The 20,508-nt window shown below is 68.4% G+C and carries 18 protein-coding genes; 15 read left to right on the plus strand and 3 right to left on the minus strand.

Annotation, left to right across the window (positions count from 1 at the left end):
- Window positions 1–10: 10 nt before the first annotated feature.
- Entirely contained in the window at window positions 11–2,167 is a 2,157-nt protein-coding gene (locus CQ045_RS01745; protein WP_105720967.1) for a helix-turn-helix transcriptional regulator, read from the plus strand.
- Between the two features lie 8 nt (window positions 2,168–2,175).
- Here the strand turns inward: CQ045_RS01745 and CQ045_RS01750 are convergent, their stop codons facing one another.
- Window positions 2,176–3,072: an A/G-specific adenine glycosylase gene (locus tag CQ045_RS01750; protein ID WP_105720968.1), complete on the minus strand. Its 897-nt coding sequence runs from the start codon at window positions 3,070–3,072 to the stop codon at window positions 2,176–2,178.
- Window positions 3,073–3,184: 112 nt separating this feature from the next.
- Here CQ045_RS01750 and truB point away from each other — a divergent pair, with 112 nt between their 5' ends.
- The 6 genes from truB to CQ045_RS01780 all read left to right on the plus strand — a co-directional run bounded on the left by truB (window position 3,185) and on the right by CQ045_RS01780 (window position 9,512).
- A complete protein-coding gene (gene truB / locus CQ045_RS01755; RefSeq protein WP_105720969.1) occupies window positions 3,185–4,078 on the plus strand; it encodes a tRNA pseudouridine(55) synthase TruB in 894 nt (297 codons plus the stop codon).
- Window positions 4,075–4,443 (plus strand): hypothetical protein, encoded by a 369-nt coding sequence (locus CQ045_RS01760; RefSeq protein ID WP_105720970.1) that lies wholly within the window; start codon window positions 4,075–4,077, stop codon window positions 4,441–4,443. The genes truB and CQ045_RS01760 overlap by 4 nt, the downstream gene beginning before the upstream one ends.
- Window positions 4,444–4,527: 84 nt before the next feature.
- A complete protein-coding gene (locus CQ045_RS01765; protein WP_181156430.1) occupies window positions 4,528–4,938 on the plus strand; it encodes a hypothetical protein in 411 nt (136 codons plus the stop codon).
- Window positions 4,935–5,885: a bifunctional riboflavin kinase/FAD synthetase gene (locus CQ045_RS01770; RefSeq protein WP_105720972.1), complete on the plus strand. Its 951-nt coding sequence runs from the start codon at window positions 4,935–4,937 to the stop codon at window positions 5,883–5,885. Before CQ045_RS01765 ends, CQ045_RS01770 begins: the two co-directional genes overlap by 4 nt.
- A gap of 250 nt (window positions 5,886–6,135) precedes the next feature.
- A complete protein-coding gene (locus CQ045_RS01775; RefSeq protein WP_105720973.1) occupies window positions 6,136–8,280 on the plus strand; it encodes a DEAD/DEAH box helicase in 2,145 nt (714 codons plus the stop codon).
- 203 nt (window positions 8,281–8,483) lie between these two features.
- The gene (locus tag CQ045_RS01780) at window positions 8,484–9,512 is read left to right on the plus strand and encodes a 6-phosphofructokinase (protein ID WP_029263659.1); all 1,029 of its coding nucleotides are present in this window, start codon (window positions 8,484–8,486) and stop codon (window positions 9,510–9,512) included.
- A 70-nt stretch (window positions 9,513–9,582) separates the two neighbouring features.
- Here the strand turns inward: CQ045_RS01780 and CQ045_RS01785 are convergent, their stop codons facing one another.
- Entirely contained in the window at window positions 9,583–11,682 is a 2,100-nt protein-coding gene (locus CQ045_RS01785) for a S9 family peptidase (protein ID WP_105720974.1), read from the minus strand.
- A gap of 157 nt (window positions 11,683–11,839) precedes the next feature.
- Between CQ045_RS01785 and CQ045_RS01790 the strand changes: the two genes are divergently transcribed.
- From CQ045_RS01790 to CQ045_RS01805, 4 genes are all read left to right on the plus strand, one after another.
- Window positions 11,840–13,231: an inorganic phosphate transporter gene (locus CQ045_RS01790; RefSeq protein ID WP_105720975.1), complete on the plus strand. Its 1,392-nt coding sequence runs from the start codon at window positions 11,840–11,842 to the stop codon at window positions 13,229–13,231.
- A complete protein-coding gene (locus CQ045_RS01795) occupies window positions 13,228–13,563 on the plus strand; it encodes a peptidase (protein ID WP_105720976.1) in 336 nt (111 codons plus the stop codon). Before CQ045_RS01790 ends, CQ045_RS01795 begins: the two co-directional genes overlap by 4 nt.
- Before the next feature lie 77 nt (window positions 13,564–13,640).
- Window positions 13,641–14,561: a metallophosphoesterase gene (locus CQ045_RS01800; protein WP_105720977.1), complete on the plus strand. Its 921-nt coding sequence runs from the start codon at window positions 13,641–13,643 to the stop codon at window positions 14,559–14,561.
- Window positions 14,562–14,623: 62 nt separating this feature from the next.
- The gene (locus CQ045_RS01805) at window positions 14,624–16,084 is read left to right on the plus strand and encodes an aspartate ammonia-lyase (RefSeq protein ID WP_105720978.1); all 1,461 of its coding nucleotides are present in this window, start codon (window positions 14,624–14,626) and stop codon (window positions 16,082–16,084) included.
- A 69-nt stretch (window positions 16,085–16,153) separates the two neighbouring features.
- Here the strand turns inward: CQ045_RS01805 and CQ045_RS01810 are convergent, their stop codons facing one another.
- A complete protein-coding gene (locus CQ045_RS01810) occupies window positions 16,154–17,023 on the minus strand; it encodes a fumarylacetoacetate hydrolase family protein (RefSeq protein WP_105720979.1) in 870 nt (289 codons plus the stop codon).
- Between the two features lie 89 nt (window positions 17,024–17,112).
- Between CQ045_RS01810 and CQ045_RS01815 the strand changes: the two genes are divergently transcribed.
- From CQ045_RS01815 to CQ045_RS01830, 4 genes are all read left to right on the plus strand, one after another.
- Window positions 17,113–18,414 carry a PrsW family glutamic-type intramembrane protease gene (locus tag CQ045_RS01815; protein ID WP_258130901.1) on the plus strand — a complete coding sequence of 434 codons (1,302 nt, stop codon included), beginning with the start codon at window positions 17,113–17,115 and terminating at the stop codon, window positions 18,412–18,414.
- A gap of 46 nt (window positions 18,415–18,460) precedes the next feature.
- Window positions 18,461–19,141, plus strand: a complete 681-nt coding sequence (locus CQ045_RS01820) for an alpha/beta fold hydrolase (RefSeq protein WP_105720980.1) — start codon at window positions 18,461–18,463, stop codon at window positions 19,139–19,141.
- Between the two features lie 251 nt (window positions 19,142–19,392).
- The gene (locus tag CQ045_RS01825; protein ID WP_105720981.1) at window positions 19,393–19,761 is read left to right on the plus strand and encodes an FKBP-type peptidyl-prolyl cis-trans isomerase; all 369 of its coding nucleotides are present in this window, start codon (window positions 19,393–19,395) and stop codon (window positions 19,759–19,761) included.
- Between the two features lie 181 nt (window positions 19,762–19,942).
- Complete coding sequence (locus CQ045_RS01830; RefSeq protein ID WP_105720982.1) at window positions 19,943–20,497, plus strand: YceI family protein; 555 nt, start codon at window positions 19,943–19,945, stop codon at window positions 20,495–20,497.
- The last annotated feature ends 11 nt before the right edge of the window (window positions 20,498–20,508 follow it).

Consider the following 20,508-nt stretch of genomic DNA (forward strand, 5'->3'; position numbering starts at 1 on the left):
TGCGTCCGGGGTGCGCTTCGTCGCGCCTGCGGTCATCCAACTGCTGCTGGAGGAACTCCTCGATGAGGATCTCGGCTGCGCGCCGCACGTCCTCGCCCGCCTGGCTGCCGATCTGAACGGGGATGCATCCACGACGCGGCAGATCGTCGAGAGATTGACGCCCCCTCAGCGTCACGGACTGCGACCGCTTCCGACACCTCTGCCCCTCGTGCCGGCCATCGCCCGCAGATTCGACGCTCTCGAACTCGATGAGCGCGATCGCCGGCTGCTTCTGGCGCTCGCGGTCTGTCTCGAAGACGCCCTCGACCCGCTGCTCGCGTTCGACGGGCGTTCTGCCGTCGAGATCGCAGCGGCTCCCGTCGGCGACCACCTCACCCTGCATGCGGGTCACGCGCGCTTCGTGGATGCGCGTCTGGCCATCTGGATCCGCGCGACGACGTGTACCGCCCGCACGGCCGCAGTCCACGAGAGGCTGGCAGAGATCTTCCGCGATCGCGGCGATCAGATGAGCGCGGACTGGCACCGGGCGCGTGCCTCCATAGAGCAGGACCCCGAGGCCGCACCCGAGCTCACGCGCATCGCCCGCCGCCTCATCGAGGCCGGATACCCGGATCGTGCGCTGCTGCTCGCACGCGAAGCCGCAGTGCACGCGACAGGTGCTGATCAGGATGAGGCGCGCCTCGTCGCGGGTGGCTCATCTTTGGGTGCGGGCTTGATGGAGAATGCCGCGGCGTGGCTGGGGACACTGTATCCGCACGGGACTGAGCACTGCCGGCTGGCGGGGCTCGGCGGGCTGCTCACCGCCCAGACCCTTCTGCAGGGGGCGGTGCCCGAGGTGGATCCCAGCGCATTGAGGCCGCTGACCGACGACCCGGACGACTGGCTCTCCTGGACACGAGCTGCCGCCCTCGCCGCATTCCTGTGTGCGGAGCGAGGCGATCGGCGCGGGATGCGGGTCTGGTTGGACGCTCTTCGCGAAGGAACGGCGAGGACGGCGACCGAGCACGAGCTACGGGATCCTGTCGTGGCCCTGAGCTGGCTCACTGTGGGTGAGCGCGATCTCGATGAGACGGCCGGCACGGGGCCTCTGAGCGGCCGGATGCTCGGTGCGTTGCGGGCGGCGATGGACGGTGACATCGATAGAGGTCTGCGTCTCGTCGCCGCGCACGACTCCGCGATATCCACGGAGGCTGATCCGCTCGCGCCGGGGTACGAGCGCAGTCCGCTGGTCCAGGCATACGGCGCGGTCGTCGAGGTCCTGCTGCACGTGTGGCGCGGCGATATCGGCGTGGCACGGGAGCGGTTGATCCAGGCCGCCCTCTCGCTGCCGGTGGCCCTGCCGTTCGCCGGCCTGGGGGTGGTGCTCGCGCGTCGTCTCGACCTCGCCGTGCTCGGCGAGCTGGGTCCGTACTCCCGCGCCCTCACCGCATCGCTGCCCGCGGGAGCCAAGATCGATGTCCTCATCGATCGCGGAATCCAGTCCTTTCTCGCCGGGGCCTTCGATGACGCCACGAGTACCGTCGGCCTCTGGGTCGATCTCGGCGCATCGCAGACCGCGATGGCTGTTCCCGGTCTCGACGAACTCGCCTTGATCGCGGACGGCCGCGCGGTTTCGGCGGCCTCCGTCGAACCGCCGGACGTCGCCCTTGCGCAGCAGCTGCGGATGCGGATCGCGACCGCGCGCGACGGGCGCTGGCGCTCTGAGCACGATGAGGTTCATGAAGTCGCGCGAACGCTGCGGTCTCCGTTCGCGCGCGCAAGGGTCGAGACCATGCTGGGCACGCGACGCGCGATTCGTGACGAACACGTCGCTGCACGAATCCACTTCCAGTACGCCGAGCGGTTGTTCGAGCTTTCGGGGGCGACGGCGTGGGCACGTGCGATCCGCGACCGTCTCGACCGACTCGATGCCCGAGAAGGCAGTGTCGTTCCGGCGGTCGATCCGCTGTCAGCGTGCCGCAGAGCGTGGTCGCTGCGGCTCACCGCTCGCGAGCTGGAGGTCGCGATGCGGGCGGTGCACGGAGCGGCGAATCGCGAGATCGCGGCAGCCCTGATGGTGTCGGTCCGCACGGTGGAGGTGCACCTCGGTCGCGTCTTCACGAAGCTGGGCGTGCGGAGTCGGGTCGAGCTCACGGTGCTCGCGCATCAGACCGATCGGCATCTCTGACGCGGCGGTCACCGTGGCAGCGAGAGACCTTCCCCATCCGCCTCGGCGAGACCGTCGGAGATGAGGGAGTCGATCGCGCGGTCCCGCTGCCGCGGATCGGGCCAGTCCGGGATCACGGCGTGGAGCGGAACCGCGTCGGGCGCAGCGCTGCGCAGCAGGCGCAGCACCGCACCGCGCGCCTGCCGGTCGGAGCCCTCGTAGGCCGCCTGGCGTCGCCGTGCGTCTCCCGTGTCCGGCTTTCCTGCTGCCAACCACGCGCAGTCGCCCGCCAGCGGGCATTCCTCGCAGCGAGGAGCGCGTGCTGTGCAGACCGTGGCACCCAGTTCCATCGCGGCGGCGTTGAACACGGCGGCTTCCGCCACGGAGGCAGGCAGCAGGGACGCCATGAGATCGAGGTCGCGGCGTGACGGGGGAGCAGGGTGGGCGCGCCCTTCGACGGCCCTGGCGAGCACCCGCCGCGTGTTCGTGTCGACGACGGGGTGCCGCTCTCCGTAAGCGAAGACGGCCACCGCGCGGGCCGTGTAGTCGCCGATACCGGACAGGGCGAGCAGGGCGTCGACGTCACGCGGAACGACTCCGCCGTGCCGCCCGGTGATCTCCACAGCGGCGCGGTGCAGCCAGAGCGCCCGCCGGGGATAGCCCAGGTTCGCCCACTGCTGCACCACGTCGGCGGTGGAGGCTGCGGCCATGGCAGAGGGGGTGGGCCATCGGGCGAGCCACGCCTCAAGGTGCGGGATGACCCGCGTCACCGGCGTCTGCTGCAGCATGAACTCGCTCACCAGCACACCCCAGGCGCCGAACTCGTCGTGGAACGCCGCGCGGCGCCAGGGCAGGTCTCGGGCCGCGGCGCGGTACCACGTGGGCAGGGGCGACATCACGTCGGGAGGGGCCTGCGATCCGGGCATCCGTCCAGCCTACGTGAACGGGTGTGAGCGCCTGCGGGGCCCGTGCCTACCGGTGAGGCGGCGACCGTGGCCGGGGGACGGCCGATCGGCGAGCCATCGGTAGGCTGGGGGGATGGTCTCGCCCGGCATCCTTCTCGTCGACAAGCCCGCAGGGCTGACCAGCCACGATGTCGTCGCGCGCACGCGCCGTGCCTTCGGAACCCGCAAGGTGGGTCACGCCGGCACGCTCGATCCGATGGCCACCGGGCTGCTCGTGATCGGGATCGAGGGCGCCACCCGCCTGTTGACCTACATCGTGGGCGCGGACAAGACCTACCGGGCCACGATCCGCCTCGGACAGACCACCGGCACCGACGACGCCGAAGGCGACATCCTGCAGCAGGCGGATCCGGAGGCGTGGATATCCGTGACGGACGAGGCGGTGGCCGCCGGGATCACCGCGCTCACCGGCCAGATCTCCCAGGTGCCCAGCGCGGTCTCCGCGATCAAGGTCGACGGTCGCCGCGCCTACGATCGCGTGCGCGCCGGTGAAGAGGTCGTGCTCGCGGCGCGGGACGTCGTCGTCTCCCGGTTCGAGCTGATCGACACGCGCCGAGGCGACGGTCACATCGACCTCGACGTGATCGTGGACTGCTCCTCCGGGACCTACATCCGCTCGCTCGCGCGCGACCTCGGGGCCGCGCTCGGTGTCGGCGGCCATCTGATCGCGCTGCGTCGCTCCAGGGTCGGTCCGTTCGACGTGGCGGATGCCGTCGGGCTCGACCTGCTCGAGGGCGCGCTCACGCTGACGCCGGCCGAGGCCGCGGGGCGCATCCTTCCGGCGCTGAGCATGTCGAACGACGAGGCGCGCGACCTGCGTCACGGCAAGCGTCTCGCCGGACAGGCAGAGCGTCTCGAGGGCACCAGCGCCGCCGCGATCGACCCGGACGGGGTGCTGATCGGCATCGTCGAGAAGCGGGGAGGCGACCTCAAGAGCGCCATGAACATGCCGGAGGCCGACCGATGATCCTGTGGTTCACGATCGCGCAGATCGCGGTCGCCGTGGTCGCGGGGGTCTTCTGCCTCGTCGTCGGCCTGATCGGTCGCCGCCCCAGCGACTTCACCGTCGGCGCCCTCGCCCTCGTCGAAGCGCTGCTGGTCGTCCAGGTGATCGCCGCGATCATCGCGCCGTTGGCGGGAAACCCTCCGACCGGGGACCTGCTCGAGTACTGGGTCTACCTGGTCTCCGCGGTGCTCCTGCCCGTCGGGGCTGTGCTCTGGGCGCTCATGGAACGCAGCCGTTGGAGCACGGTCGTCCTCGGTGTCGCAGCGCTGGCCATCGCGATCATGCTGTGGCGGATGCAGGTCATCTGGTCGGTCCAGATCGCGTGACGCGAGACGTCGGAGCGGAGTCCGGCCGTCTCCCGCGGCTCTAGGATGGAATGCGCTATGAGCACCACCGCCCCCTCCACTCGGATGACCGGAATCGGTCGCGTCCTCGTGATCGTCTACGCCGTCATGGCGCTGGCCGCCACGGGTCGCAGCTTCGTGCAGATCGTCCGTCGATTCGACGAGGCGCCGCTGGCATACTCGCTGTCCGCTCTCGCTGCCGTCGTGTACATCCTCGCCACGCTCGCGCTCGTCCTCGCTCGTCGCCGCGGCTGGTACACGGTCGCCTGGATCGCCATCGTCTTCGAGCTCACGGGCGTCCTCGTCGTGGGACTGCTGAGCATCCTGATGCCGGCGCTGTTCCAACACGAGACGGTCTGGTCGCTGTTCGGGCGCGGGTATCTGTTCATCCCGCTGGTTCTTCCGGTCTTCGGGATCTGGTGGCTGCGCACGCATCGCCCCGTCGACGCCGGGCAGCCGGTCGGAGTGGCCGCGTGATCGTCTTCCGCAGCCCCGAGGAGGTTCCGGCGGGATTCGGACCGAGTGCTGTCGCCATCGGCAAGTTCGACGGGGTGCATGCCGGCCACCGCGCCGTGATCCAGCGGCTGAACGAAGTCGCAGTGGCGACGGGCAGCCGTTCCGTCGCGGTGACGTTCGACCGCAATCCGCTGGCGATTCTGCGTCCCGACCGGTGTCCCGAGAACGTCGTCACCGTCGAGCGCAAACTCGAGCTTCTCAGCGAGCTCGGGATCGATGCGACCCTGGTCCTCACCTTCGACGCGCAGCTCGCCGCCCGCAGCGCAAACGACTTCGTCCTCGACATCCTGGTCGGCGCGCTCGAGGTGTCGGCCGTGCTCGTCGGCGAGGACTTCCGTTTCGGCAACAGGGGAGCGGGCACGCCGGAGCTCCTGCGCGAGCTCGGCCCCCGCCACGGCTTCTCCGTCGAGGTCGTCGACGACGTGTACCTGCCCGGGTCTTCCCGCCGCGTCTCCTCGAGCTGGATCCGCGAGCTGCTGATCGAGGGCGACGTCGCGACGGCGGCGAAGGTGCTCGGTCGCAATCCGGATGTGCGCGGCGAGGTCGTTCATGGTCTCAAGCGCGGACGGGAGCTCGGATTCCCGACCGCGAACCTCTCCACCATCGTCGACGCGTTCGTCCCCGCAGACGGCGTCTACGCCGGATGGCTCGTCGACCACGACACCGGCATCCGGCATCCGTCCGCCATCTCCGTCGGCACGAACCCCACGTTCGACGACGTGCTCGTGCGACAGGTCGAGGCGCATGTGCTGGGCGAGACCGGGCTCGACCTCTACGGGCACGACGTGACCGTCGAGTTCGTCGAAAGGCTGCGAGGGATGGTCGCCTTCGAAGGCATCGAGAAGCTGATGGAGCAGATGGCGGCCGACGTCACCGACGCGGCCGAGGTACTCGGTCTGTCGTCCTGACGGCGCCGTTCGGCGCCTTCTGTCGCGTTGCTCGCCGTGATCCGGATCGACGGCGCGGTGGCGAGGATCTGCGTGAGACGAGCGCGATGGCATAGAATGGGATTCGGCTCCCGCCGATTATCTCGCGTCTCGCGTGCCTCGACGGGAAGAAGATTCACTGTTCGTACGGTCCTGGCTCACGCCACACGCGGACAACGAGAACGGCACCCGGCTTCATGACGATGACGGGGCCTTCACGCTCAGGAGGAGCATGCCGACCACGGCAACCGCCGCCACGCGGCGCAAGAAGACGTCCCGTCGCGACGATGAGGCACCCCTCATCCCGATCCTCGCGCGCAAGGTGCGCGAGATCGAGGCGAAGTCGCAGCGAGGAAAGCTGGGCCCGACGAACCGGGTCAAGTTCCAGGTGATCGCCTTCCTGGTGCGCGAGGAGCGCGCCAGGGTGAAGGCGGATGCCGAGATCGGCGACCCCGCACGCGCCGAGCTGCTGAAGCGCCTCGACGGCGTGGCCACCATCCTCGCGAAGACGGCTGCGCGCGACACATCGCTCATCCAGCTCCTCGAAGCCGACCAGGCGACGTCGCCGGTGGCGAAGCGCATGCGCCGTGACTGGCTGCTCGAGTCCGGGGCCGAGCTCGCGCCTGAAGAGCTCATCATCGCGGATGCGGCGCCCGTGCAGATCTCGGTGGTGCCGGCCGCGATCGCGGAGCGGCAGGTCACCCCGCCATCCGTGGAAGCGCGCCAGCTGGCCAACCCCTTCCTCGCTCCCGATCTGACGCCGCGCTCGACCGCCACCCCGCGCCGCCGTCTCGACGGCTGGGAGCTCATGGGGCCGCTGTACAAGGCCTTCGAGACCGGTGCGGGCGGCTCCGCGGCGACGATGGAGTTGCCGCCGGCTCCCGAGTTCGACCACCTCTCGCCCAAGGGGCTCGAGGTCATGGTCCATCAGTCGCGTTTCCTCGAGGCAGTCAAGGCAGGACATCGCAGCTTCCTCCTGGCCGACGAGCCCGGACTCGGGAAGACCGCGCAGTCGGTGCTCGCCGCCTCGGTCGCCGGGGCCTACCCGCTGCTCGCCGTCGTCCCCAACGTCGTGAAGATGAACTGGGCACGAGAGGTCGAGCGCTGGACTCCGCAGCGACGAGCCACCGTCATCCAAGGCGACGGCACCGACATCGACGCCTTCGCCGATGTGTTCATCGTGAACTACGAGATCCTCGATCGTCATCTCTCCTGGCTGGCGTCGATCGGCCTGCGCGGCATGGTGGTCGACGAGGCGCACTTCATCAAGAACCTCTCCTCGCAGCGGTCGCAGAACGTGCTCTCACTGGCCGCCCAGGTGCGTGAGCGCACGCCCGGTCACGATCCGCTGATGCTCGCGCTCACCGGTACGCCCCTGATCAACGATGTCGAGGACTTCGACGCGATCTGGCGCTTCCTCGGCTGGACGACCGGGGAGAAGCCGGGACCAGAGCTCATGGAGAAGCTGGACGCGACCGGATTCACACCGGCCGACAAGGCGTTCTACCCGGAGGCGCGCGACGCCGTGATCTCGATGGGTATCGTCCGTCGCAAGAAGAAAGACGTCGCAGCCGACCTCCCCGACAAGCTGATCGCCGATCTGCCCGTGCAGCTCGACGACGAGTTCGGGCGCAGCATCCGTCAGGCCGAGCGCGAGCTGGGTGAACGGCTCGCCGCGCGCTACCGCCGCATCATCGAGGCCCGTGGTGATCGTGGGCTCGCGCCCGGAGAGATCGACGACGACATCGTGCGTCTCGTCGCTCAGAACGAGCTCGAGGAATCGAAGGCCGCCGGCACCGGGGGAGACAACGTCTTCACCATGGTCCGCCGCATCGGCCAGGCCAAGGCGCCGCTCGCTGCGGACTACGCCGCGCAGCTCCAGCGCTCGGTGGGCAAGGTCGTCTTCTTCGCGAAGCACATCGACGTCATGGACCAGGCGGAGGCGCACTTCGCCGCCGCCGGTATCCGGTCGGTGTCGATCCGCGGAGACCAGACCTCCACCGCGCGCCAGCAGGCGATCGACGACTTCAACGGCGACCCGGCCGTCGGCATCGCCGTCTGCTCGCTCACGGCGGCAGGCGTCGGACTCAACCTGCAGGCGGCGTCGAACGTCGTGCTCGCCGAGCTCTCGTGGACCGCCGCGGAGCAGACGCAGGCGATCGACCGTGTCCACCGGATCGGACAGGACGAGCCGGTCACCGCGTGGCGGATCATCGCCGCGCACACGATCGACACCAAGATCGCCGAGCTGATCGATCAGAAGCAGGGGCTCGCGGCACGTGCGCTCGATGGGGAAGCCATCGACGAGTCGGCCGCAGAGCCCGTGCAGCTCGCGGCGCTCATGCACCTGCTGCGGCAGGCGCTGGGGGCGGCGTAGGGCCTCAAGAAACTCGGTTCTTAACACCGAAATCGACACCTCATCCGGCAAGCGCGCGAAGTTCGTCGATTCGGGTGGATGCCGTCGTCAAGATCGAAGGTTTTCGCCGGGTTCGAATGGCGCCCGGGCACGCCGGGGCACTAGTGTCGATCGAAGGCAGCGTCGCCTTTTCCCCCATCTCCCGAACGTCTGAAGGCACCAGCATGAAGATCGGCATCCTGACGAGCGGCGGCGACTGCCCCGGCCTCAACGCGGTCATCCGCGGCATCGTGCTCAAGGGCACGACCACGTACGACCTGGAGTTCGTCGGCATCCGCGACGGCTGGCGGGGCCTCGTCGACGGTGACTTCATGCCGCTGACCCGCCATGAGGTGAAGGGTCTGTCGAAGGTCGGCGGTACGATCCTCGGCACCAGCCGCACGAACCCGTACGAGGGGGAGCGCGGAGGCGCGGAGAACATCGCCAAGACCCTCTACGGGCACAAGATCGACGGCATCATCGCGATCGGCGGCGAGGGCACGCTGGCTGCGGCCGATCGTCTCGCGAAGGACGGGATCAAGGTCATCGGCGTCCCCAAGACGATCGACAACGATCTCCAGGCGACGGACTACTCGTTCGGCTTCGACACGGCCGTGAACATCGCCACCGATGCGATGGATCGACTCCGCACCACCGGAGACTCCCACCAACGGTGCATGGTCGCCGAGGTCATGGGTCGCCACGTCGGCTGGATCGCGCTGCACGCGGGCATGGCCGCCGGCGCCCACGTCATCTGCATCCCCGAGGTGCCGATGTCGATCGACGACATCACCGAGCTCGTGACGAGCGCGCACGACCGCGGTCGTGCGCCGCTCGTCGTCGTCTCCGAGGGCTTCAAGCTCCTCGGCATGGACGAGGCCTACAGCGACAAGGGCCTCGATGCGTTCAACCGGCCGCGACTCGGCGGCATCGGCGACCTTCTGGCGCCGGAGATCGAGCGCATCACCGGCATCGAGACGCGAGCCACGATCCTCGGGCACATCCAGCGCGGCGGTTCACCGTCGGCGTTCGACAGGGTCCTCGCGACGCGACTCGGGCTGCACGCCGCGGACGCGCTCGTCGATGGCGCCTGGGGCCAGATGGTGGCGATGCAGGGCACCGACATCGTCCGGGTGCCGTTCGCCGATGCTCTGGGCGAGCTGAACACGGTTCCGCGCTACCGCTACGACGAGGCTGCAGCGCTCTTCGGCTGACCCCGCGTCTGCGTTGAGCCCGCGTCTCCGCTGAGCCCGCCCGTTCGAGGGCGGACTCAGCCGCAGCGGATCACGCCTCGGCGAGCCCCAGGGTGTCGAGGAGCCACGCGAGCTCGAACGCCCGCTCCTTCCATGAGTTGTAACGTCCGCTCACGCCGCCGTGCCCGGCGACCATCTCGCACTTGAGGAGCACGTCGGATGCACCGGCTTCGCGCAGCCGGGCGACCCATTTCGCCGGTTCGACATAGAGGACGCGGGTGTCGTTGAGAGAGGTCACCGCGAGGATCCTCGGGTACTCGACGCCGTCGCGGACGTTCTCGTAGGGGCTGTACGACTTCATGTATGCGTAGACGTCCGCGTCGTGGAGCGGGTCGCCCCATTCATCCCACTCGATCACGGTCAGCGGCAGCGACGGGTCGAGGATCGTCGTCAGAGCGTCCACGAACGGCACCCCCGCGAGGATTCCGGCGAAGAGCTCCGGCGCGAGGTTGGCCACCGCGCCCATGAGCAGTCCGCCGGCGCTGCCTCCCTCGGCCACCATCCGCTTCGGCGTCGTCACACCGGTCGCGACCAGGTGCTCGCCGCAGGAGACGAAGTCCGTGAACGTGTTGCGCTTGTGGAGGAGCTTGCCGTCCTCGTACCACTGCCGACCCATCTCGCCTCCTCCGCGCACGTGCGCGACCGCGAAGATCACGCCTCTGTCGAGCTCGGAGAGCCGCGCGACCGAGAAACCGGGGTCGATGGAGTGCTCATAGGAGCCGTAGCCGTACAGGTGCACCGGGCGCGGCTCGGTACCGGGCTCACCGAACGACCGCTTCCAGACGAGCGAGATGGGCACCCGGACACCGTCGGCGGCAGTGGCCCACTCCCGCCGCTGTCCGTATTCCGCAGGGTCGTATCCGCCCAGCACAGGCACCTGCTTACGCAGCACCAGCTCTCGGGTTGCGAGATCGAGGTCGTAAACGGTGCCCGGCGTGACGAACGAGGTGTAGCCCAGTCGCAGGAACGGGGAGTGCCACTCCGGGTTTCCGCTGACGCCTGCCGAGTAGAGCGGCTCGTCGAACGCCAGCTCATCCACCGCGTCCGTCGCGTAGTCGAGCAGGCCGACGCGCTCGAGTCCTTCGCTGCGGTATTCGACGGTAGCGAAGTCACGGAACGCGTCGACGCCGAGGAGACGCCTGCCCTGCTCATGTGCGAGCACCACGTGCCGCTCACCCTGCGGGTCGGCGGCCGACACCGAGACGAGCTCGAAGTCGAGCGCCTCGTCGTTGTGCAGTATGAGAAGTCGGTCCTGGCCGTTTACGACCGCGTGCTCGATCGAGTACTCGACGCCGTCACGACGAGGCCAGACGAGCCGCGGCTCAGCGGTGAGGTCACCGGTCAGGTCGACCAGATACTCCTCGCTCGTGATGCTCGAGCCGACTCCGATGACCAGGTACCGGCGGCTGCGGGTGATCCCGGCGCCGAGCCAGAACTTCTCGTCCGGCTCGTGGAAGAGCTTCGCGTCGTCGGAGACAGGGGTGCCGAGGCGGTGCAGCCAGAGCGTGTCCGGCCGCCACGCCTCATCACGGGTCGTGTAGAGCACCCCGGTGCCGTCCGGGGTGAAGAAGGCGCCGCCGGTGTTCGGGATCTCGTCGTCGAGGGTCGTGCCCGTCGTCAGGTCGCGGATGCGCACCGTGTACAGCTCGTCGCCTTCGAAGTCGGTCGACCAGAGCAGCTTCGTCGCATCGTCGGACGTGTCGAAGGCGCCGAGCGAGAAGAACTCGTGCCCCTCCGCCTCCACGTTGCCGTCGAGCAGGACGACCTCGCCGGGGACCGGCACGCCAGGCTCCAGAGTCGGGGGAGTCCAGTCACCGGGCTCGGCGGCGGCGCGGCAGTGGATGCCGTACTGGGCGCCCTCCTCGGTGCGGCTGTAGTACCACCAGTCGCCGCGACGGGTGGGGACGGAGAGATCCGTCTCCTGCACTCTGCCCTTGATCTCCTCGAACAGTCGCTCCCGCAGATCTGCAAGGTGTGCCGTCTCGGCGTCGGTGTGGGCGTTCTCCGCCTCGAGGTGGGAGATGACCTCCGCGGCGTCCTTGGCACGGAGCCATTCGTAGGGATCATCGAAGGTGTCACCGTGGTGGGTGCGGAGTGCCGAGCGGCGGTCGGCGGCGGGGGCGTCAGTCACCGTCTCACGCTATCCCAGGTCGAGTTGACCGGCACGGGGGAGGGTGGGAGGATTTAGCGGGGCCGGTTAACGGAAGTCAAACCCACGGTGAACTCTTCGTTCGTCACGTCGATCTCGTCGACACCTCCTTTCTTCCTCAAACGACCGAAAGCGAACGGTGGAAACCGCAGCCCTCATCGTCGTGCTTGTCATCGCGCTGGCACTCTTCTTCGACTTCACCAACGGCTTTCACGACACGGCGAACGCCATGGCGACGCCGATCGCCACCGGCGCGCTGAAGCCCAAGACCGCCGTCCTCCTCGCCGCCGTGCTGAACCTCGTCGGCGCCTTCCTCTCGACGGAGGTCTCGAAGACCATCTCGGGCGGCATCATCCGCGAGGATGCGATCCTCGACGCGGGAACCGACCTCTTCCTGTCTTTGATCTTCGCCGGTCTAATCGGTGCCATCACCTGGAACATGCTGACCTGGCTCCTCGGCCTGCCGTCGAGCTCGTCGCACGCCCTCTTCGGCGGACTCATCGGCGCGACCCTGGTCGGAGCCGGAATCGGCGGCATCGACTTCGGCATGGTGCTCTCGAAGATCGTCCTCCCCGCCCTGATCGCTCCGGTCACGGCCGGTCTCATCGCCTTCGCGGCGACGAAGATCGCCTATTCGGTCACCCGTCGCTACGACGGCAAGCCCGACGGCCGCGACGGGTTCCGGTGGGGACAGATCTTCACGTCATCCCTGGTCGCCCTCGCCCACGGCACCAATGACGCGCAGAAGACCATGGGCGTGATCACGCTCGCCATGATCACGATCGGCTGGCAGTCCGGCGCGCACCACGAGCCCGAGCTCTGGGTGATCATCGCCTGTGCGTTCACGATCGCACTCGGCACCTACCTCGGTGGATGGCGCATCATCCGCACCCTCGGCAAGGGCCTCACCGACGTCAAGCCCGCCCAGGGCTTCGCGGCGGAGAGCTCGACGGCCGCCACCATCCTCGCCTCCAGCGCCCTCGGTTTCGCACTCTCCACGACCCAGGTCGCCTCGGGTTCGGTCATCGGCTCGGGCCTCGGTCGCCGCGGCTCCACGGTGCGCTGGCGGACGGCCGGTCGCATCGGCATCGGCTGGCTGCTGACCCTCCCCGCCGCGGGTGGAGTCGGCGCACTCGCCGCGCTGCTGGTCGTCTGGCTCGGCAACTGGGGTGTCGCGATCGACGCGGTCATCGCGCTCGTGATCATCCTCGGCCTGTTCATGCGCTCGCGCCGGAACGCCGTCACCTCGGCGAACGCGATGAGTGACGTCGCCGAGTCCGGCAGGGCCATCGAGCTTCCCGATACCCCTCCGCCGACGCGACGGCAGCAGCGTATCGAGCAGGCCAAGGCGGAGGCCAAGGCACGTGCCGAGGCGCGGGAGAAGGCGAAGAGCCAGGCCAAGGCCAAAGCCAAGAAGGATGCCGAGGCCAAGGCGAAGAAGAAGGCCCAGGCGAAGGCCGGTGCCGGCGCGCCGAAGTCTGCGGCATCGTCGAAAGATGCGGACACGGACCGGAACGGGGTCTCGGAATGAACGTCGTCATCGACTGGCTCGCCTTCCTCCAGGTGTTCCTGGCCGCGCTCATCGGGGCCACCGCGATCGTCACCTTCTATGCTCTCGGTCTCCGTCTGCTGGTGCGCAGCGGTCGCGCTCCGGTGGTGAGCCCTGCGGAGTTCACCGACGCCATCACGGTGATCACCGAGAAGGAGCTCAAGCGCGCCGAGAAGCAGGCGGCGAAGGCCGCGCGCAAGAGCCCGCTGACGGAGGGGCAGAAATCGCTCGCGCTCGTCGGGGCGTATGGATGCTTCGCTCTCTGCGCCGCCGCGGTGATCGGCGGCATCCTGCTTCTCGTCGTCGGCCACTGACGGCGTCGGAGCGGATCGTCCACCAGGTGTCGTCGATACTGTTCCTTCGGATCTGCGCTCGCGCCTAGGCTGGTGCCATGTCCGCAGGAACCGGCCCTTCGTACGTCTTCGGCAGGCATGAGCCCGCGACCCACGTGCTCATCCACGTCAGCGACCCGCACTTCCTCGCGGGCGGAGCGCACCTGGGCGGACGCTACGACGTCGCGGAGAACTTCGCGCGAACGCTGGAGGCCATCCGCACCGTGCACCCGCATCCGACGGCGATCGTCGTCACAGGGGATCTCGCCGATCTGGGCGAACCGGATGCGTATCGGCGTCTTCGCGCCGCGGTCGAGCCGATCGCCGAAGAGCTGAGCGCTCCGGTCATCTGGGTCGCCGGCAACCATGACGAGCGCCCGGCCCTGCGAGCCGGGCTCCTCGATCTCGAACCGACGGAGCAGCCCATCACGGGCGTGTGGGATCTCGACGGGCTCCGTCTCATCGCGCTCGACACCAGCGTGCCGGGGTGGCATCACGGTGATCTCGACGTGGCGCAGCTGGCCTGGCTCGCGGAGGTCCTCGCCGAGCCCGCGCCCCATGGAACGCTGCTTGCGATGCACCACCCGCCGCTTCCGAGCCACCTGCCGCTGTTCGACATCCTCGAGCTGCGTCACCAGGACGAGCTCGCCGACATCGTCCGCGACAGCGATGTCCGCGGCATCCTGGCCGGGCATCTGCACTACTCCTCGCACGGGATGTTCGCGGGTGTCCCGGTGAGCGTCGCCTCGGCGACCTGCTACACGATGAACGTGGCACGCCCGTCGGCGGAGGTGAACGGGATGGATGCGGCACAGGCCTTCCAACTGATCCATGTGTACCCCGACACGATCAGCCACACCGTCGTCCCGGTGACCGACGCCGTGACCGGGGACTACTTCTCCGAGGCATGGCTGGAGCGCATGGCGAAGCTCACACCGGAAGGCCGACTCGACGCCTTCTCCCGCAAGCCCGGACGCTGAGCGGCGTAGACTGGGGGCATCCCCCACCTTTTCCCACCCGCCACGACCCACGAGGATGTGACATGGCTTCTGCCGCGCCTACCCTGACCCGCACCGAGACCGATTCGCTCGGGAGCATGGAGATTCCCGTCGACGCGTACTGGGGGATCCATACCGCCCGCGCCGACGCGAACTTCCCGATCACGAAGCGGCCCATCTCGGTGTACCCGGATCTGGTGGTCGGCCTCGCGATGGTGAAGCAGGCGAGTGCTCGGGCGAACCGCGAGATCGGTGTGCTCGATCCCGAGCGTGCGGATCTCATCGATCGAGCCGCGCAGCGTGTCATCGACGGCGAGTTCCACGAGCAGTTCACGGTGGGCGTCATCCAGGGCGGTGCCGGCACCTCGACGAACATGAACGCGAACGAGGTCATCACCAACATCGCGCTCGAGATGGCCGGCCGCGAGAAGGGCGACTACGCCTTCCTCTCGCCGATCGACCACACGAACCGCAGTCAGTCCACCAACGACGTGTACCCGACGGCGGTCAAGATCGGCCTGTCGCTGACGCTGCGCTCCCTGCTGGAGGAGCTCGATCTGCTGCGTCTGTCGTTCCTGGGCAAGTCGCGGGAGTTCCACGATGTGCTGAAGGTCGGGCGCACCCAGCTGCAGGATGCCGTGCCGATGACGCTCGGGCAGGAGTTCAACGGGTTCGCCACGACGCTCGGCTACGACCACACCCGCCTCACCGAGAACGCCTCGCTCATGTTCGAGATCAACATGGGCGCCACCGCTATCGGCACCGGCATCACGACGCACCCGGGCTACGCCCCGGCTGTGCTCAAGCACCTCCGTCAGATCACCGAGCTCGACCTGCGCACCGCGGGCGACCTCGTCGAAGCCACGAGCGACACCGGTTCGTTCATGTCGTTCTCCTCGACGCTCAAGCGCAACGCGATGAAGCTGTCGAAGATCTGCAACGACCTCCGTCTCCTCTCGTCCGGTCCGCAGGCCGGTCTCGGCGAGATCAACCTGCCGGCGATGCAGGCGGGCTCCAGCATCATGCCGGGCAAGGTGAACCCGGTGATCCCCGAGGTCGTGAACCAGGTCGCATTCGCCGTGGCGGGTGCCGACATGACGGTGACGATGGCGGCCGAGGCGGGTCAGCTGCAGCTCAATGCCTTCGAGCCGGTCATCGCGCACTCGATCTTCCAGTCCATCACGTGGATGCGTCAGGCGATGTGGACTCTTCGCGTGAACTGCGTCGACGGCATCACCGCCAACCGCGACCGCCTGGGCGCGATGGTGGGCGCCTCCGTCGGTGTCATCACGGCTCTCACGCCGTTCATCGGCTACGCGGCGGCCGCGGCGCTCGCGAAGACCGCGCTGCTGACGAACCGCAGTGTGGCCGACCTGGTCGTCGAGGCTGGGCTCATGTCACGCGACGAGGTCGTCAAGCAGCTCTCGCCCGCGAGACTGTCCGGCCTCGAGACCATCACGGCGGCGATCCCGGTGATCGCGCCGGAAGACCTCATCGAGATCTGACCGAGCAGACACCGAGAGGGGGACGGATGCCGCGGCATCCGTCCCCCCCTTCTTTCTGCGTGGGCGGACTCAGTCCGTGATCCGGCAGTGGGTGGTGAGCTCGCCGATGCCGTCGATGCCGACCGTGACGGTCGAGTGATCGCGGAGGAAGATCTGCGGGTCCCGCGAGTAGCCGGCGCCGCCGGGACTGCCCGTGGAGATGAGGGTCCCGGGGAGCAGGGTGAGCGACTGGGAGAGGTGCGCGATGAGCTTCGCGACCGATCGCACCATCTGGTCTGTGCTGGCGTCCTGCACGGTGTGTCCGTCGACGACGGTCCAGATGTGCAGGTCCTGCGGGTCGGGGATCTCGTCGGCCGTCACGACGAACGGGCCGGTCGGGGTGAAGCCGTCGAACGACTTGCAGCGTGACCACTGCGCCTCGGAGAACTGGATGTTCCTGGCCGTGATGTCGTTCACCACCGTGTAACCCCAGACGTGCGTCAGGGCATCCGCCTCGCTGACGTCCTTGGCGGGGGAGCCGATGAGCACACCGAGCTCGGCCTCGTAGTCGACGGCCTCGCTCAGCGCCCGCGGCCAGGAGGTGGTCCCCCCGTGACCGGTGAGGGAGTTGGGCCACAGTGTGAACACCGTGGGCGCTGCGTCCGTCTTCAGCCCGAGCTCGCTCGAGTGTGCGGCGTAGTTGAGTCCGACCGCCAGCACGGCCGGAGGGGCGAGTACGGCCGAGGCGAAGGACCAGTCGGTGAGCGGTGTCCGCGGAGCGGTGCCGTCCGCCAGCGCGGCGCGCAGTGCGTCGAGCGTCTCGTCTCCTCCCTCGATCAGCTGCTGCAACGTGGCAGGGGGGTCGTTGAGGAGATCAGAGACGAGGACGGCGTCCGAGCCCTCGATCACGGCGAGAACCGCGAGAGGGGAGTCAGGACGGTCGAGGTGAGCGAACCGCATGGGTTCTACGCTACCGGGTGGGTGCCGGTCGCCGGGTGGAGAGCGTAGCCATATCGGGACCCCGTCCCTTGTGCCCATAAGCTTTGCCTATGAGTTCCGGAGGACCGTCCCAGCCGCAGCAGCCCTCACCGTACACTCCGCCGCCGGCGCAGCCGGCGGATCCCCGGCCGTACACTTCCGCGCAGTACGCGAACTCGCCGTATGTCCCGGCCTCGTTCGCCTCCTCCCCGGGCTACGCCTCCCCGCTGGCGCAGCCGACGCCGTACACGCCGCCGGCACCGGTCGCCCCCTCTCCTGCGGAGTCGCTGCCCGCACTGCCGGTGCCGACCAGGAAGGGACGCACCGTCTCCCTCTGGTTGTTCGGGGTGTTGGGGTTCGTGCTGATCGCGCTCGTCGGCTACTTCGTCTGGGCGCTCGGGTCTTTCGCCTCCGTGGTGGGTCTGGTCCTCGCCCTCATCCCGCTGAGCATCGTCTTCCTCGGCGTCCGCATGATCGATCGCTGGGAACCGGAGCCGAAGCGGCTGGTGGCCTTCGCCATCGCATGGGGCGCGGTCGCCGCGGTCGGACTCACCCTTCTCGTCGACACGGCACTGACGCTCCTGCTCGACCTCCGTTCCGAGGAGTTCACCGCTGTCGTGCAGGCGCCGTTCGTGGAGGAGCTGTGGAAGGGGCTCGGCGTCTTCCTCATCTTCCTGCTCGCCCGACGAGCGTTCGACGGCCCGGTGGACGGCATCGTGTACGGCGCGCTGGTCGGGGCGGGTTTCGCGTTCACCGAGAACATCCAGTACTTCGGGCTGAGCCTCATCGAGGGAGGCGGCGAGCAGCTCACCGTCACCTTCGTGGTGCGCGGGCTCCTCTCGCCCTTCGCACACGCGATGTTCACCGCGGTGACGGGGTTCGCGATCGGTCTCGTCGCCCGCCGTCACGGCTCGGCGAAGTCGGCTCTCGGGGCCGGACTCGTGGGCCTGGTCGGCGCGATCCTGCTGCACGCCCTGTGGAACGGATCCGCCACCTTCGCGGACTTCTTCGGGCTCTACTTCACCCTTCAGGTGCCGCTGTTCGTCGGTTTCATCCTGGGCATCGTCGCGCTCCGGCGAGAGGAGGCCCGACTCACGAGGGCGCGCCTCGAAGACTATGCCGGGGCCGGATGGTTCACCCCCGAGGAGGTCACGATGCTCGCTACTCCCGCGGGACGCAAGGTGGGCCTCGCCTGGGCGGCCCGGTTGCGTGGAGATCGGCGTCCGCTGATGCGCGCGTTCATCAAGGAGGCGACCGAGCTCGCCGCAGTGCGGCAGCGAGCGATCACCGGTCGCGATCCCCTGGCCGTGAACGATGAGCGTGCATTGCTGATCCGCACCCGTGCCACCAGGGCCGCTCTGCTGGCCTACTGACGCGCACGGCGACGGCGTACCCTTCTCGGAGGGAAGGCGGTGGACGATGAGCACCTTCGTCGTGGTCCATGGTGGCGGTGACGTCGGATGGTCCTGGCATCTCGTCGCCGCCGAGCTGAGAGCACGCGGGCACGAGGTCCTGACACCCGACCTGCCGGCCGACGACGACGCGCTCACGCTCGACGACTACGCCACTGCGGTGGTCGAGATCGTCGGCGCGCGCGGCGACGTCGTCGTGGTCGGGCACTCGTTCGGCGCCTTCACTGCGCCGCTCGTCGCCGAGCGTCTGTCCGCCGGACTCCTCGTGCTGATGGCGGGCATGATCCCGGCGCCGGGGGAGCCTCCGGAGCGGTGGTGGGAGGAGTCCGGGTACCTCGCTGCAGCGAAGGTGCAGTCCGCTCTCGACGGCGGGCTGACGGGCAATGAGGATCCGTACGTGAGCTTCTACGCCGATGTCCCGCGGGAATTGGCTGATGAGGCGCTGCGCCAGGAGCGCGCGCACCCGTCGTCCACGGCGATGGAGAGGCCATGGCCGCTGGCCGAGTGGCCGCAGGTTCCGACGAGGTTCGTCGTGTTCGCCGATGATCGCTTCTTTCCCGCGGCCTTTCTGCGCGAGCTCGCGCAGCGACGCCTCGGAGTCGTCGCGGATGAGATACCGGGTGGGCACTGCGCGATGTTGAGTCGGCCCGTCGAGATCGCCGAGCTGCTGTCCGGGTACGTCCGCTGAGTGCGGGATCCTCGGGCCGGGACAAGACTCAGCGCCCGGTGCTGCGGCGATGCCTGCGAGTCTCCCGGGCGCTGAGTTGATCTGTAAACAGGGTGCACCCGGCCATCCTGAGTGTCAAGAGTCACTTGTCGAGCCCGCCGTCGCGCCACGATCCGCGCTGCGATTCGACCGCGACGGCAGCACTCAGGTGTTCGCTGTGAGCAGGTGCGTTCACGTTGACCCGGTCCGTCGCCCTCGGGTTTGATGGAGGCATGACTGATCGCACAAAGCCTGAGTTCGATGCCCCCAGCGTCCCCGCTCCCGCGGACCTCGTCATCCGCGACATCATCGAGGGAGACGGCGCCGAGGCGAAGCCCGGCGACACCGTCACCGTGCACTACGCCGGTGTCGAGTTCGACTCCGGCGAGGAGTTCGACTCCTCCTGGGGCCGTGGCGAGACCATCCAGTTCCCGCTGCGCGGCCTGATCCAGGGCTGGCAGGACGGCATCCCCGGAATGAAGGTCGGCGGCCGTCGCGAGCTGATCATCCCCCCGCACCTCGCATACGGTCCGGTCGGCGGAGGCCACTTCCTCTCCGGCAAGACGCTGATCTTCATCATCGATCTCGTCGCCGTCGGCTGACCTCGGCCTGCACCCGAGACGCCCTTCCTCTTCGGAGGAGGGGCGTCTCTGCTGTATATCGGGAAAAACATCTTCATTCACGGGAATACATGCGGGTGAATGTAAGTTGTCTCAGGGGTCGCAGTCAATGCGGCCCCTGTCCCTTGCCGCAGCAGCGGCTGATGTCTCCAGAGGAGAAGCAATGAGCACCATCGACATCCCCGGCTACCGTCCCGGTACGTGGGTTCTCGACCCTTCGCACAGCGAGGTCACCTTCAGCGTCCGCCACATGATGATCTCCAAGGTGCGCGGCACCTTCGGCGTCAAGAGCGCGACGCTGATCGCTCCGGAGAACCCCCTCGAGGCGAAGGTCGAGGCGACGGTCGACGTGACCTCGATCGACACGAACGACGAGGGGCGCGACGCGCACCTGCGTTCGGGCGACTTCTTCGACACCGAGAACTTCCCGACCATGGAGTTCGTCTCCACCGGCGCACGCGTCAAGGGCGATGACCTTTTCGTGGACGGCGACCTCACGATCCGCGGAGTCACCAAGCCGGTGAGCTTCGAGCTCGACTTCGGCGGCTTCGGCACCGACCCGTACGGCAACTACAAGGCGGGCGCCTCCGCCAAGACCGTCATCAACCGCGAGGACTTCGGCCTGACGTGGAACGCCGCTCTCGAGACCGGCGGAGTCCTGGTCGGCAAGGACATCACCATCAGCCTCGACCTGCAGGGTGCACTGCAGCAGGACTGATCCCGCACCGC

The organism is Microbacterium sp. MYb66, from assembly GCF_002979435.1.
Classification (GTDB): domain Bacteria; phylum Actinomycetota; class Actinomycetes; order Actinomycetales; family Microbacteriaceae; genus Microbacterium.

What these genes read in the sequence shown, in the direction of transcription:
- CQ045_RS01750 (WP_105720968.1), bottom strand. Translation starts at nt 3,072, where the DNA reads ATGCCCGGATCGCAGGCCCCTCCCGACGTGATGTCGCCCCTGCCCACG.
- truB (WP_105720969.1), top strand. Translation starts at nt 3,185, where the DNA reads ATGGTCTCGCCCGGCATCCTTCTCGTCGACAAGCCCGCAGGGCTGACC.
- CQ045_RS01760 (WP_105720970.1), top strand. Translation starts at nt 4,075, where the DNA reads ATGATCCTGTGGTTCACGATCGCGCAGATCGCGGTCGCCGTGGTCGCG.
- CQ045_RS01765 (WP_181156430.1), top strand. Translation starts at nt 4,528, where the DNA reads ATGACCGGAATCGGTCGCGTCCTCGTGATCGTCTACGCCGTCATGGCG.
- CQ045_RS01775 (WP_105720973.1), top strand. Translation starts at nt 6,136, where the DNA reads ATGCCGACCACGGCAACCGCCGCCACGCGGCGCAAGAAGACGTCCCGT.
- CQ045_RS01780 (WP_029263659.1), top strand. Translation starts at nt 8,484, where the DNA reads ATGAAGATCGGCATCCTGACGAGCGGCGGCGACTGCCCCGGCCTCAAC.
- CQ045_RS01795 (WP_105720976.1), top strand. Translation starts at nt 13,228, where the DNA reads ATGAACGTCGTCATCGACTGGCTCGCCTTCCTCCAGGTGTTCCTGGCC.
- CQ045_RS01800 (WP_105720977.1), top strand. Translation starts at nt 13,641, where the DNA reads ATGTCCGCAGGAACCGGCCCTTCGTACGTCTTCGGCAGGCATGAGCCC.
- CQ045_RS01805 (WP_105720978.1), top strand. Translation starts at nt 14,624, where the DNA reads ATGGCTTCTGCCGCGCCTACCCTGACCCGCACCGAGACCGATTCGCTC.
- CQ045_RS01810 (WP_105720979.1), bottom strand. Translation starts at nt 17,023, where the DNA reads ATGCGGTTCGCTCACCTCGACCGTCCTGACTCCCCTCTCGCGGTTCTC.
- CQ045_RS01815 (WP_258130901.1), top strand. Translation starts at nt 17,113, where the DNA reads ATGAGTTCCGGAGGACCGTCCCAGCCGCAGCAGCCCTCACCGTACACT.
- CQ045_RS01820 (WP_105720980.1), top strand. Translation starts at nt 18,461, where the DNA reads ATGAGCACCTTCGTCGTGGTCCATGGTGGCGGTGACGTCGGATGGTCC.
- CQ045_RS01825 (WP_105720981.1), top strand. Translation starts at nt 19,393, where the DNA reads ATGACTGATCGCACAAAGCCTGAGTTCGATGCCCCCAGCGTCCCCGCT.
- CQ045_RS01830 (WP_105720982.1), top strand. Translation starts at nt 19,943, where the DNA reads ATGAGCACCATCGACATCCCCGGCTACCGTCCCGGTACGTGGGTTCTC.